The sequence below is a fragment of the Laceyella sediminis genome, from assembly GCF_003003125.1.
GTDB lineage: Bacteria > Bacillota > Bacilli > Thermoactinomycetales > Thermoactinomycetaceae > Laceyella > Laceyella tengchongensis.
The window spans coordinates 62,084-74,830 of record NZ_PVTZ01000013.1; the positions used below are offsets into that span (position 1 = coordinate 62,084).

A 12,747-nucleotide genomic window follows, 5' to 3' on the forward strand; every position below is an offset into this window, starting at 1 on the left:
ACGGAAACGCATCGACGCAAAAAAAGTCTTGCAAAGATACATTCATAAAGGTATGATTTGCGTTAAATATATATGTCGCTATTTGCTAAATCTTCCCCCGTCGCGAGCAGAGGTGGACAGCTTGCGCCTAGGACGTGTCTGGGAAGTATGTGCGAGCAACCCATCCCACCAGCTTGGCAGAAGAAGGGACGGGAGAGCGACAAAAGCCCGCAGACCATGATCCTGCGGTTTTTTCATATTCAAAAGAGAACGCCTTTTTACACTATCTCGCAAAAGGGGTTACCGATATGTTTGCCAAAAACGCTTACCTATTTTCACAAGGAATTGAATCGTTGATCATTCCCAAAGAATGTGTGACCACCGTTCATCCTGAGTTGTCACTGGATCAAGCGCTGCGGGTGTTGACAAAGGAAAAGCTGAGCTCCGTTCCGGTCATCAATGATGCGGGCGAGGTGGAGGGAGTCATCAGCAAAACCAACATCTTGGATTTTGTCCAACAATTAAACCAGCGCGAAGGCGATTTCTCCGGATTAAAAGAACATGCGGTGAAAGAAGCGATGAACAAAACTTGTCTGGGGATCTTGGCCAACTCCATCTTCTCGTTTGCGTTTGAAGTGTTGCTCAATCATTCTTACACGCCCATCATCGATGTCAAAGGGCGTTTCTTGGGCATTTTGACCCGGAAAGTGATGATGGAGCAAGTGATTGAGTTCTTTGGGGCCGAACCGTTGCCAGGCGACGGCCTGTCGGTGAACAAAGCGAATGAGAAAAGGAAATGGAAAGTCAAACATAAGAAGTTCTTTTCTTGAACCATTACCCCATGCATGTGAGAGAGGATTTGCAGGGAGTTGTTGTTGCTAAGGAACCCGGAGTGTGCATGGGGCTTAAACTTCGGTTTACCGTTGCAAGGAGACAGTCCCTTTTTTATTTAAGATCACAATCATTTAAGGAGGATGTCATAGCTCCTACCTTAAATGATTGTGATTTTTTTTACCCACCATGTACGCGATGGCCACCTTGTTCGGATCGAGAGATTGCGGGGCTTGGTACTCATCTAGCCGCTCGCTGAGGGATGTCGGCTTGTTGCTCAGCAAACCGAAGTGCGTCATCCAATTGGCTGAAAAAGTGCTCCGAACCGATTTTGCGCATCCAACCGGCGCGTTGTAGCACTTGTCGGGGTTGGTCATTGAGGCCGCTGATAAGCAGTGTGTTGCCTTGCTTATGGCATTTCTCGACTAGTTTGGCGAATATCGCTTCTCCAGTCGCGTCCAGATAGGGAACATGGTTCATGCACAAGACCAATGTTTGACGGTCGGGGAGGTCTTGGATGGATGACATGAACCGTTTTGCCGAGCCGAAGAAAAGAGGTCCTTCGACATGTACCACACGCACGTGCGAGTGAGGGGACGATTTCACTTTCAACGTTGCGGTATCGGAGGCGACCTGCGGTTGGATGATTAAGGCTTTGCTCATTTTGATGACAAACAGGATGACGGACAAGCCGATGCCGCCTAACACACCGAGGGTCAAATCCGTCAACACGGTTAGCGTGAAGGTGAGCAGAAGAACGGCGGCATCCCCAGATTTGCTTTTAAGGATATGGACGAATTCGTTTCGTTCGGACATATTCCAAGCGACGAACATCAAGATAGGTGCCATGCTGGACAGTGGGATTTGAGAGGCGAGCGGCGCGAACGCAAGCAAGACGAGCAAGACAAACAGGCTATGTACGATGCCTGAGACGGGGGATTGGGCGCCATTTTTAATGTTAGTTGCGGTGCGCGCGATGGCTCCGGTGGCTGGAATGCCCCCGAACAAAGGAGTGACCATGTTGGCGATCCCCTGACCGATCAATTCCCGATTGCTGTGGTGCTTGGTGTTTCCCATGTTGTCGGCGACCAGCGCGGACAGCAATGATTCAATTCCACCTAACATCGCGATGGCCACCGCCGGAATGAAGAGTTCAATCCCTTTTTCCAAAGTGAATGCGGGAAAGGAGAAAGTAGGCCACTCATTGGGAATGCCGCCATACACGGTGCCAATGGTGGCCACTTTTCCCGGGAAAAACAGGGTGGCAACCAAGGTGGATAGGATTAACCCTACTAACGCACCGGGTAGCTTGGGAAACCACTTGGTGGTGATCAGTATCGTGATCAAACAGATGATGGCGGTGATGATGCTGTATGGGTTGACATGGATGAGGTTATTGATGAGCTCTTTCATTTGCAACAGAAAGGTTGATTCCTTTTTCAATTGATGCAGGCCTAAGAATGCGGCGATCTGCCCGGAAAAGATGATGACGGCAATGCCCGTGGTGAAGCCGATGGTTACTGGGCGGGGCATGTAATGGATGAGATTGCCCAGTTTGAAAATCCCCATGAATGTGAGTATCACCCCAGCCATAAATCCGGCGATCAACAGGCTCTCGTATCCATGCGTGACCACGATGCCCAACAGTAGTGGCACAAACGCGCCGGTCGGTCCTCCGATTTGATATTTGGAACCGCCTAACAGCGAAATGATGAAACCGGCGATGATGGTAGTGTACAAGCCGTATTCGGGACGGACGCCCGAGGCGATGGCAAATGCCAATGCCAATGGGAGTGCGACAACGCCGACAACAATGCCGGCCATGACATCTTTGTGAAAAGATTGGATCGTGTAAGCATGAAATCTTCCATCTTTGAACATTGTTATTCCTCCTTCATGAAATAATCATTCGGTGCACAGTAGTATTTTATAGTGCAAACATAGTGATTGGTGGGATTGTCGCTGTTTCGACAAAAAAAGAGGTCTGTGATACCATCACATCAAACCATTTTGATTATTCGGTCGATTATCGTGGCGATTTGCGGGCTTTGGCTTTTCGCTCCCGTCATTAACATAGGGTAATGGAAAATCTTGAAGAAACGATGAAGGAGTTGAGTGGAATTGGTAGATAATCCGTCAAGTGGTTGGGTGGGTGTGGTGAATGAAAGCGTCTGTGCTGATTGTTGATGATGAGACGCGCATGCTGGAATTGCTGTCCATGATTTTGAAGCCGGAATTCAGCGTGACCGTGACCAGTTGCGGCCGGGAGGCTTTGCGCTTGTCTCGGAGTAACTCCTTTGACTTGTGCCTGCTGGATATCATGATGCCGGGCATGGAGGGAAGAGAGTTGTTGCGCCAATTGCGGAAAGAGCAAACGGATTTGCCCGTCATCTTTCTTTCCGCCCGTTCCGATTTGGAGGACCGGGTGGAGGGATTGGAGTTGGGGGCGGATGATTATATCACGAAGCCCTTTGAACCCATGGAGTTGGTGGCCCGCATCCACACGGTGTTGAGGCGGACGCGAAAGCGCAGCCAGAAACAAGAAGGGCTGGCAAAGGGATTGCAGATCGACTGGGCGAGAAGGGAAGTTTGGTATGACGGGGAAGAGATCAAATTGACCCCGATCGAGTTTCATTTGTTGCGCACACTGGCTCAGCATCCCAAACAGGCCTTTTCCCGGGAGCAATTGTTGGAGAAAGTGTGGGGGTTCGACTATTACGGCGACGCCCGCACAGTAGACACCCATATCAAGAACTTGCGCACCAAATTGCGCCAAGCGGGGCTCCAGGAGGAAGTGATACAGACAGTCTGGGGATTTGGTTATAAGTGGGGTGCGATGTGAAGATGAAGCATGTCACGACCAAATGGATGGCGATGATTCTGGTCATTATGATCACCGGCCTCGGGTTGTTGGGGTTTTTGTGTTTTTTGATCATCAAGGAAGAGTACAAGTTATACATGAAATCTTTTTTGCGGGATCGTTCCCGCTCTTATGCCGTTTTTCTGGCACATGACTTTAGCCGAGACGCGCTCTGGCATGTGCTGGGGATGGAAAATGGCCCGACCACCGGCCTGTGTGTCTTAACCACTGACGGGAGAAGTTGGGTCAGCGCCCCCGTTGCGATGCGGGAGCGGTTGCTCGCCTTCGCGAAGGCCGAGCGAAAAAGAGCGCGTTCGGAAGAACGATCGCTCGTTCGTTTGTTGGAGGTGGACGGGCGGGTGTACATGATGGCATCAAGCCCCATCATCAAGGGTCAAACCCTGTCGGGGATGGTGGCCATGGGCGCTGAGTTGACCTTGCTGGAGAGCACGCTTCACTCTTTCAAATTCATGATTGTGCTGGCTGTCGCTGGCGTCTTGGTCATCGTCATGGGAGTGGGCATGGTCCTGTCGTGGCGGATCAGCCGTCCGATCATCGAGATGGGTAGAATCGCGGAGCAATTAGCTAAAGGCAATTACCACGTGCGCGTCCCGATCAAAGGGCAGGATGAAGTGGCCGCATTGGGCAGACAAATGAATTTGCTGGCGGAGAGTTTGTTGTATTACCAGTCCTCCCGCAAGGAATTTTTGACCCATGTTGCCCATGAGTTGCGCACGCCGCTCACTTATGTCAAAGGGTATGCCGCTCTGTTGCGGCGCGCGGACCTTCCCGCGGAGGATGCCCGCCGTTTGATGGGGATTATCTATGACCAATCGGATTGGTTGGAATGTCTTGTTGAGGATTTGATCGTATTGAGCCGATTGGATGAAGGAAAGTTCGCGCTAAGCAAGCAAAGGGTTGACATTGCGCCGGTGATCCATAAAACGCTGGAGGAGATGGAGCCCTTCACCGCTGAGTGGGGAATTCGCTTGGAACGAAACCTTGTGCCATCCGTCCGCATTCAGGCTGATGTGAACCGCTTTCGGCAAATCATCATGAATTTGGTGGACAATGCGCTACGTTACTCCAAGCCACAAGGCAAGGTGTTGGTCGAACTGTTCAGACAGAGGGGGGAAGCGGTGATTAAAGTGATTGATGAAGGTATCGGTATTTCCGAAGTGGAAGTGAACCGGATCTGGGAACGGTTTTACCGTGTAGAAAAGTCACGTTCGCGCAAGCATGGTGGTACGGGCTTGGGATTGCCGATTGTCAAACACCTGGTGGAGTTGCACGGGGGATCGATTGAGGTGGAGAGCCAGTTGGGGCGGGGAACCACGTTTGTCATGCGATTTCCGTTGGCCGATGCGGAAGAGGAATGCGCTTCGTGACCCCGGCTGTTTGGCAGTAGGAAGGGGAGCGGGATGTGTTACTCTTAGAAAGGGGTTGCCGGTTCTTGGTACACACGAGACCCTTATCACAAACACAAAAGACAGGAGGCAATCGATGTCGGCAAAAAGTATCCTGATCGTGGATGATGACCAGGGCATTGTTCAACTATTGACCGAAGCCCTCACCTATGAACAATTCCTCGTGTTCGCTGCCAGTAACGGCAGACAGGCGCTGGAATTGGTAGAACAGCAACCCATCGACTTGATCGTGATGGACATCATGATGCCGGAGATGGATGGCTTAGAAGCGATCCGCCAGTTGCGACGGAAATATCACATGCCGATCATTCTGTTGAGCGCGCGCGATCGGGAGATCGACAAAGTGATCGGTCTGGAGATCGGTGCCGATGACTATGTCGCCAAACCGTTTGGGGTGCAGGAGTTGGTGGCACGGATCAAAGCCCACTTCCGCCGCTCGGAGCGGCTTAGCCAACTTCAAGGCGATGTGAGTGCCACGAAGGTGCCGTCTCTAAGCGGACTATCCATGAATGAAAACACCTATGAGGCGTACTTGGATGGGCAGAAATTGGATTTGTCTACCAAGGAGTTTCAGATTCTCTATTTTCTTTTTCAGCATCAAAATCAGGTTTTGTCGCGCGAACAAATCTACCAGCGCGTCTGGGGAGACGACGAGGGTGACATGAATACGGTCACAGTGCACATCAAAAACATCCGCAAGAAGTTGGGCGCAGGCAATGCGATGATCAAAACCATCTGGGGCGTGGGCTACAAGCTGCTGTTGCATGGTGAGGACAAATGAAACTGAAGTATAAGATTCCTTGTCTCTTTTTGGTGTTGGCCGTGGTGGTTTTTTTATGGGTACTGGGCTTTTTAGTTTTTTATGTGCATCATGTGTTTATCCAACAAGTGGCTGACCGGACGGAAGAGGATGTTCAGGAAAATATCGCAATGGTGAGGCAAGTGGAAGAGCTTCACCGCCAACCGGAGGCTTTGAAGCAAGCGTTGCGGCAGATGGCCGCCGAGGAGGGCATACGGTTGGAATACCGTGGCGAAGTGGGTCGTTTCGCAGAAGGAACCCTTGCGCCCAACCGGTTTACCGTGGCTTTATCATTGCCCGTGAATGACGGCCAGCGAAAAGTGGGGGAGTTGAAGATCATCCGCCAACCGCGATTGGTTGAGTTTGGGGTGGGGCGGTTAATCAATTGGACGGTGTTTGCGTTTGTTTTCATATTGGTCATTTTTCTCATCGGTATGACTATTCATTTCCATCATTTTATCACCAAACCGATTCAGAATCTGAACAAGCGCCTGTCCCAAATCCGGTTGCGGCGGCGCCCCCAACCTATCCATTATCGGCAAAACAATGAAATCGGTGACTTGTACCGCCATGTCTACGCCATGGAACAACGGTTGGATCGCGCTTATGGAGAACAGTTGCACATGATCACCTCTATTGCGCATGATTTGAAAACACCCCTGACCACCATTCAGGGGTTTTTGGAATTGTTGGCGTCGGGGGTGATCAAAGATCCGAATAAACAGGAGGAGACCATCCGGCTGTTGCAGACCAAAGCCGCCAGCATGCAAAACTTGGTGGCAGAGTTTTCAGCCTATGGCAAACATGAAGTAGACCTGATCGAGATGCAGACTTCGTTGATCCGTGCCGATGCTTTTTTTAACTCGATCGCTACTGAATATGAAGCCGAGTGCGCCGGGTTGGGTATCGGATTTCGCGCTCATCACTTGTTTACGGAGGAAACGCGCCTCGACGCCAACCCAGAATGGCTACGCCGGGTGGTGGCCAATTTGATCAGCAATGCTGTCCGTTATGCGCAAACGGAAGATTTGATGATCCATTTTACGGGCTATATTGATGCGGAGATGGCCCAGTTTCTGATCGAAGACAACGGCGTGGGTGTGCCGCAAGCGGAGTTGCCGCATCTGTTCAACAAATTTCACACCGTCGATCGGGCTAGGCAGGCCGAAAACGGCGGCACCGGTTTGGGGTTGGCGATTTGCCGCACGATCGTGGAGCGGCATGGCGGAGAAATGGAGGCTTTTCCTGCCCGTTTGGGTGGGTTGGCGGTCAGATTTGCTATCCCGATCGCCCAGTCATCGGATTGACCTACTTTTTTTATCTTTTTTCATATTTGATTTAGATTTGATTTATTTTCCTTGCTAAAGTGTGACCAGTGAGTCAACTCAGGAAGGAGAGATGAAAGGATTGAAGTGGGTTCTCAAACGCAAGTGGCTGTTCTTTGCGTTATGGGTGGTGGCCGCCGCCGTTCTGTTTGTGACGATGCCCTCCACTGAAAAATTGGTTCGCGAAAAAGGGCAACCGCAAATTGCGGATGAATTCATGTCAAGCAAGGCCGCCAAATTGCTCGCAGAGATGGATGGCGAGGACAATGACGCTAAAAACGTGCAAGCGTTGATTGTATTCCATGCGGACAAAAAACTGGCTTCGCCGCAAATGAAGGAGATTGAGCGGAAGCTCGTTGCGCTGGAAAAGAGCAAACAACTGCGGGTCACTTCCATGTTGCAGCCCTTTGGTAACAAAGAGTCGGAGGAGCAGTTGATTTCCAAAGACAAGACGACGGTAATGGCCATCGCGGAGATTGAACAGGGCGGGCGCACAGTGGCCGAATTGCGGGAGCAACTCGCCAAGGCGGTGCAAGTCGAAGGCGTTCGCACCTATTTGACGGGCAATGAGTTTATTAACGAGGATTTTGCCCAAACGTCTTTGGACGGAGTGAAGAAAACGGAATTGTTGACCGTGCTGTTCATCATCACAGTATTGGTCATCATTTTCCGCTCTCCGGTGACGCCCCTCATTTCACTGCTTACCGTGGGGTTGACGTACCTCGTGTCGATGGCAACGGTTTCCCACTTGGTGGAGGCAGTCGACTTCCCGTTTGCCAATACGACGCAAACCTTTTTGATCTTGGTGCTGTTCGGCATCGGCACGGATTATAACATTTTGTTGTTTATGCGGTTCAAGGAAGAATTAGCCAAGCGGAACGATGTGGCGGAAGCGATCATCGCCACTTATCAAACCGCGGGCAAAACGGTGTTTTTCAGCGGGCTGGCTGTGCTGATCGGGTTTAGCATGCTCGGTTTTTCCCAGTTTAGCGTTTACCAGTCAGGGGTGGCGGTGGCCATCGGAATCGCCTTCCTGTTGCTGGCTCTATACACGGTGGTTCCTTTCTTCATGGCTGTCATGGGCCGCGCCATTTTTTGGCCCTCACGGAAGCTGGACAGTCACGGGGAGAATGGGCTGTGGCGCAAGCTGGGCCATTTCTCTGTCAAACGCCCCGTCATTTCCATTGTGTTAGTCGGGATCTTGGCCGGCTCATGGTTTTTCCATGAAGGGCGCCTGTCATTTGACAGCCTGCAGGAAGTAAACCCGAATTATGATTCGGTGCGCGGCTTCCGCATCGTGGCCGATCAGTTTGGCCCGGGTCAGACCTTGCCGACAACGGTGGTTATAAAGAACGATGAACGGCTGGACTCGCCGGAAGCACTCGCTTTTCTTGACCAGCTCCATCAGAAGCTGAGCCGCCTGCCCGGAGTGAAGACGGTGTATGGCCCGACGCAGCCTGGTGGGGAGCCGATCGACCAGTTCTACCTCAACGATCAAGCCAAAGGGGTGGAAAACGGGATTGGCAAATCGACCGATGGGCTGGATGCCATTTCGGCCGGTCTGTCCCAAGCTTCAGAAAAAATGGGTGCTGCCACCACAGGTGACTTGAATCAAGTTGGCAAATTGGTGGACGGCACAAAAGCGGCGCGGGATGGGCTTAATCAAGTGCAACAAGCGATGAAGCAGATTCAAGCCGGATTGGGCCAAGGGAGCGCTAAGCAACCAGGACTGGCTAAAGGATTGGCGCAACTGGAGAGTGGACTGAAGCAAATCTCATCCAGCAATGAAAAGTTGGTGGGTGAATACATGAAAATCTCCGGCGGGTTGGATCAGTTGGCTGCTGGGGCGGACGGGTTGCGGCAGCAGGTGGCCGGGATCAAAGCATTGGCCGCCCAGATCAACCAAGCCGCGGATAAATTGGACCCTAATGATCCCAATGTGCAAGAGATCAAAGAGAAAGCCAATCTCTTGTTAGCGCAGGCGGGCGGCGTAGAAGCCGGTATGAACCAATTGCAAGGTTCCCTGTCTCGCGCAGCGCAAGGCTTGAAAGCGGCCAATGGCGGTTTGGCAGAGATTGCCGTCGCCCAAAAACAGATGAGTTATGCGGCAAACCAAATGACGCAAGGGGCGAAACGATTGGCCAGCGGGCAGGCTCAAGCCGTTGACGCAGTGGATCAAATCGAAGATGGCCTCAACGCAATCAATCAAGGCCAGAAACGCTTGGATCAAGGGTTGGGGCAATTTGCCGCCAGCATCAAGCAATTGCAGTCGGGCTTGTCTTCCAGCGCCAAAGGGGTAGAAAAAATCTCTGCTGGGCTGTCTGAAGCAAACAAATATCTGGGCCAAGTGACCGGTTCCGGCGCGACGCGTACCTTCTTTGTGCCAGAAGAGGCCCGCAAAAACAAAGACTTCCAGAAAGCGCTCGATATGTACATGTCCAAAGATCGCCAATCGGCCAAATGGACGGTGGCGCTGGCCGAGGACCCTTATGGCGAAGAGGCGATGCAAGTGGCGAAAGCAATTGAAGAGACCGTACGCGCGACATTGAAACATTCGCCATATGAACAAGCGGAATTTGGTGTCGGCGGGGTTTCCTCCATCAACCGCGACTTGCAAGGGATGTCCGCCGAGGATTTCAGCCGCACCGTGATCTTGATGTTGGTCGGAATCGGCCTGATGCTGATCGTGCTGTTCCGCTCCTTCTGGTTGTCCCTCAGCGTGATCGCGGCCTTGGTCTTGGCTTACTTTAGTTCGCTGGCAGTGACCGAATTCGGGTTTAGTCACTTGTTCCAATACCCGGGCCTGTCGTGGACGGTGCCGTTTTTCTCTTTCATCATGATCATCGCTTTGGGTGTTGATTATAGCATCTTTGTATTGATGCGGTATAAGGAGTATGGGCTGCATCGACCCACTATCGCGATTAAGGAAGCGATGAAACACACCGGCAGTGTGGTCATCTCCGCCGCCGTTATCCTGTGTGGCACCTTTGCGGCCATGCTTCCGTCTGGGGTGGTCACTCTGTTGCAAATCGCTACCGTGGTCATCCTGGCGCTGATTTTGTTATCCGCATGGATTTTGCCACTCTTCATTCCGGCGGTTATTGCGCTCGCCGAGCGGCTGGCTCAGCCCAAGGTGAAAAAGAGCACCGTTTCGGAACCTGCCGGAATCGAACTGTAGATGTCGGAAGCGGGGTTACACCTTGATTTGATATGATGGTCGCCCCTGCACCTAGGCATTGCTCTCTCTATGCGTGAAAGGCCACCCCTACCAAAAGGCGGGGGTGGCCTTGTTTTTATTGCAGATGCTCCGCATAGAGTCGGTTGAGTGTCTGGCTGACGCGTTCTTCATCCAATGTTAGCAATTGCTTGTCTTTCATGAGAAACTGCCCATTTACCACATTGTCTTCCACATCTCTGCCGTTGGTGGCGTATACCAGATGCGACAACGCGTGGTTGGAGGGGGTGAGGTGGATTTTGCCGGTGGGATGGATGGTGATGAAATCGGCAGCAAATCCTGGTTTGAGCATGCCTGTTTTCGCTAGGCCCAACCCTTTGGCCCCCTGGTGCGTAGCCATACGCAAAATGGTGTCAACTGGGATCAATTCTGGATTGCGATGCGTTCCTTTCTGTAATAAGGCCGCAATCCGTAGCTCTTCAAACATGTCCAGATTGTTGTTGGATGCGACGCTATCCGTGGCGATGCCAACATGGATTCCCTCCTCGAGCAATGCGGCAACATCGGCGATTCCTGATCCCAACTTCAAGTTGGAGACGGGATTGTGGGCGATGGTGGTGTTTGTCTCGCGCAGGATTTCTTTATCCTGCTCATCTAGCACCACACCGTGCGCGAAGACGGCCGGGGCTTGGAAGAAACCGATTTCCCGCAGATATTGCACCGGGGTTAGTCCATGTTGTGAACGGATGAGATCCACTTCATGTTCCGTTTCCGATACGTGAATATGCAGGCGCAAACCCAACTCCGCCGCCAGCTCGGCCGATTTTTGTAAGAGCCCGGTCGAACAAGCGTAAGGACTATGTGGTGCGATCATTGTGGAGACGAGCGAGTTGTCCCGCCGAATGTAGTTGGCGACGTCTCTGGCTCTGGCCAAGGTGTCGGCTTCACTACTCCCGTCGGGGGGCGTGAACAGTGTGTAAGAAAAATATCCTCGCAATCCCGCTTGTTTGACGGTTTCATACAGGCGCGTGCAATCCAGGCCGATCGGATTGTACATATCATTAAAGGTGGTGGTGCCGGACTTGATCATTTCAATCAGGGCCGCTTGGGCACTCACTTCAGCGATCTCGTCGGTGAATTTGGATTCCAGCGGCCAGATCTTTTCGTTGAGCCAACGATGCAAGCTCAAATCCTCCGCCGCGCCGCGGAGAACGTTCATGACGATGTGCACGTGGCTGTTCACCAAGCCGGGCATCACCCACTTGCCTGTCCAATCGATTTGTTCATCGCATGCTTGAACGAAGGCATCGTGGTATTCACCGACATATTCGATAGTGCCGTCGTTGACGATGATGCAGCCGTTTTCATATTGGGTGCCTTGTTCATCCAGTGTGAAGATATTGCAATGAGTAAATGCCTTCTTCATCATGCGTGCTCCTTTGTCTTAAAATGACTTGGTAACAATGGTATGGTTTTAATTTGATATAATATATTATTTTTCTTCTGAATGAAAGAGTGATGTTTGGAAGAAAGCTTCTCTACTTTTATTGAACAACTAACGGCTTTGTCGCAGGGGGACAACTCGGTGAGGGTAGAGGACTACCAGCTTAAGTACGACTGGCACAACAAGTTGGTGAGTGGAAGCGGCGGAAAAACCTTTTCCGATGAGCGCCTCGTCATGCGTTTCTTTTAACCTTTCGTTGATATGTTGATCAATTGCCAATAAGGGCCATCTCCTTCGCTAAAGCCGCTTCTTTCATGGACTCATCCTGTAGACAGAGTGATTCGTAAGCTTTGTATGCAAGATGACAGCGTTTGATTACTGTAATTAGTTGAGTCTCATTGATCACCTTATCAGCAAGCAATTGATCAACATACCAATTCATAAATTGCACAGGTGTATTGATTGAACCATATTTATCATGAAATTGCTGGTGACAACCGAAGCGACATAGCGTGATTCCATTGTCCTTGTGGTTCTTCAAAGCTGGATAAGCACTTTTAGAAAACAAATGATGAGCGGACGGATGTTTTTTACTACCGCAAACGACACATTGATAACCATCTCTTTTCTTTATTCTCTTAGCCCATTTCGTGTTCATTATACTCACCTCCTTTCAACCCCTATCATCGACAGGTTATCGAATTGATATACTTGTCTGATAATATTTTGGTTATTGATTAGGTTGAAAGGTTTTGTAGATTTAGTTGAGACCATAGTGTTATAGAAAACGGGTAAGAGGAGTCACAGAAAAAGAAAAGAGAGTGGAAGAAAATGTTTGTTTTATTCTGATAATGAAAGTAAACATGCGGCTGTTATAAATCGGCAGAGTTTCCAATTAACGAAGGAT

At 50.9% G+C, this 12,747-nt stretch carries 9 protein-coding genes; 6 read left to right on the forward strand and 3 right to left on the reverse strand.

What is annotated here, in order from left to right; genetic code table 11:
• The first annotated feature begins 134 nt into the window (after positions 1–134).
• Positions 135–809 carry a CBS domain-containing protein gene (locus tag CLV36_RS13975; RefSeq protein WP_106343081.1) on the forward strand — a complete coding sequence of 225 codons (675 nt, stop codon included), beginning with the start codon at positions 135–137 and terminating at the stop codon, positions 807–809.
• A 241-nt stretch (positions 810–1,050) separates the two neighbouring features.
• Here the strand turns inward: CLV36_RS13975 and CLV36_RS13980 are convergent, their stop codons facing one another.
• Positions 1,051–2,691, reverse strand: a complete 1,641-nt coding sequence (locus CLV36_RS13980) for a SulP family inorganic anion transporter (RefSeq protein WP_106343082.1) — start codon at positions 2,689–2,691, stop codon at positions 1,051–1,053.
• A gap of 280 nt (positions 2,692–2,971) precedes the next feature.
• On the opposite strand from CLV36_RS13980, the gene CLV36_RS13985 reads away from it, so the two are divergent.
• From CLV36_RS13985 to CLV36_RS14005, 5 genes are all read left to right on the forward strand, one after another.
• On the forward strand, positions 2,972–3,652 hold the full coding sequence (locus CLV36_RS13985) for a response regulator transcription factor (protein ID WP_102991713.1): 681 nt from the start codon (positions 2,972–2,974) through the stop codon (positions 3,650–3,652).
• Positions 3,653–3,654: 2 nt separating this feature from the next.
• Positions 3,655–5,058: a sensor histidine kinase gene (locus CLV36_RS13990; RefSeq protein ID WP_146130646.1), complete on the forward strand. Its 1,404-nt coding sequence runs from the start codon at positions 3,655–3,657 to the stop codon at positions 5,056–5,058.
• A 115-nt stretch (positions 5,059–5,173) separates the two neighbouring features.
• Positions 5,174–5,878 (forward strand): response regulator transcription factor, encoded by a 705-nt coding sequence (locus tag CLV36_RS13995; RefSeq protein ID WP_102991715.1) that lies wholly within the window; start codon positions 5,174–5,176, stop codon positions 5,876–5,878.
• The gene (locus tag CLV36_RS14000) at positions 5,875–7,203 is read left to right on the forward strand and encodes a sensor histidine kinase (protein WP_102991716.1); all 1,329 of its coding nucleotides are present in this window, start codon (positions 5,875–5,877) and stop codon (positions 7,201–7,203) included. Before CLV36_RS13995 ends, CLV36_RS14000 begins: the two co-directional genes overlap by 4 nt.
• Positions 7,204–7,294: 91 nt before the next feature.
• Positions 7,295–10,399 (forward strand): MMPL family transporter, encoded by a 3,105-nt coding sequence (locus CLV36_RS14005; RefSeq protein ID WP_106343084.1) that lies wholly within the window; start codon positions 7,295–7,297, stop codon positions 10,397–10,399.
• Between the two features lie 115 nt (positions 10,400–10,514).
• On the opposite strand, the gene CLV36_RS14010 is transcribed toward CLV36_RS14005, so the two are convergent.
• Together CLV36_RS14010 and CLV36_RS14015 are read right to left on the reverse strand one after the other, a co-directional pair.
• Complete coding sequence (locus CLV36_RS14010) at positions 10,515–11,822, reverse strand: amidohydrolase (RefSeq protein ID WP_106343085.1); 1,308 nt, start codon at positions 11,820–11,822, stop codon at positions 10,515–10,517.
• Positions 11,823–12,108: 286 nt separating this feature from the next.
• Positions 12,109–12,498: an HNH endonuclease gene (locus CLV36_RS14015; protein ID WP_106343086.1), complete on the reverse strand. Its 390-nt coding sequence runs from the start codon at positions 12,496–12,498 to the stop codon at positions 12,109–12,111.
• Between the last annotated feature and the right edge of the window lie 249 nt (positions 12,499–12,747).

Excerpts from the sequence above, each read along its gene's own strand:
- CLV36_RS13980 (WP_106343082.1), bottom strand. The coding sequence starts at position 2,691 with ATGTTCAAAGATGGAAGATTTCATGCTTACACGATCCAATCTTTTCAC.
- CLV36_RS13985 (WP_102991713.1), top strand. The coding sequence starts at position 2,972 with ATGAAAGCGTCTGTGCTGATTGTTGATGATGAGACGCGCATGCTGGAA.
- CLV36_RS13990 (WP_146130646.1), top strand. The coding sequence starts at position 3,655 with ATGAAGCATGTCACGACCAAATGGATGGCGATGATTCTGGTCATTATG.
- CLV36_RS13995 (WP_102991715.1), top strand. The coding sequence starts at position 5,174 with ATGTCGGCAAAAAGTATCCTGATCGTGGATGATGACCAGGGCATTGTT.
- CLV36_RS14000 (WP_102991716.1), top strand. The coding sequence starts at position 5,875 with ATGAAACTGAAGTATAAGATTCCTTGTCTCTTTTTGGTGTTGGCCGTG.
- CLV36_RS14005 (WP_106343084.1), top strand. The coding sequence starts at position 7,295 with ATGAAAGGATTGAAGTGGGTTCTCAAACGCAAGTGGCTGTTCTTTGCG.
- CLV36_RS14010 (WP_106343085.1), bottom strand. The coding sequence starts at position 11,822 with ATGAAGAAGGCATTTACTCATTGCAATATCTTCACACTGGATGAACAA.
- CLV36_RS14015 (WP_106343086.1), bottom strand. The coding sequence starts at position 12,498 with ATGAACACGAAATGGGCTAAGAGAATAAAGAAAAGAGATGGTTATCAA.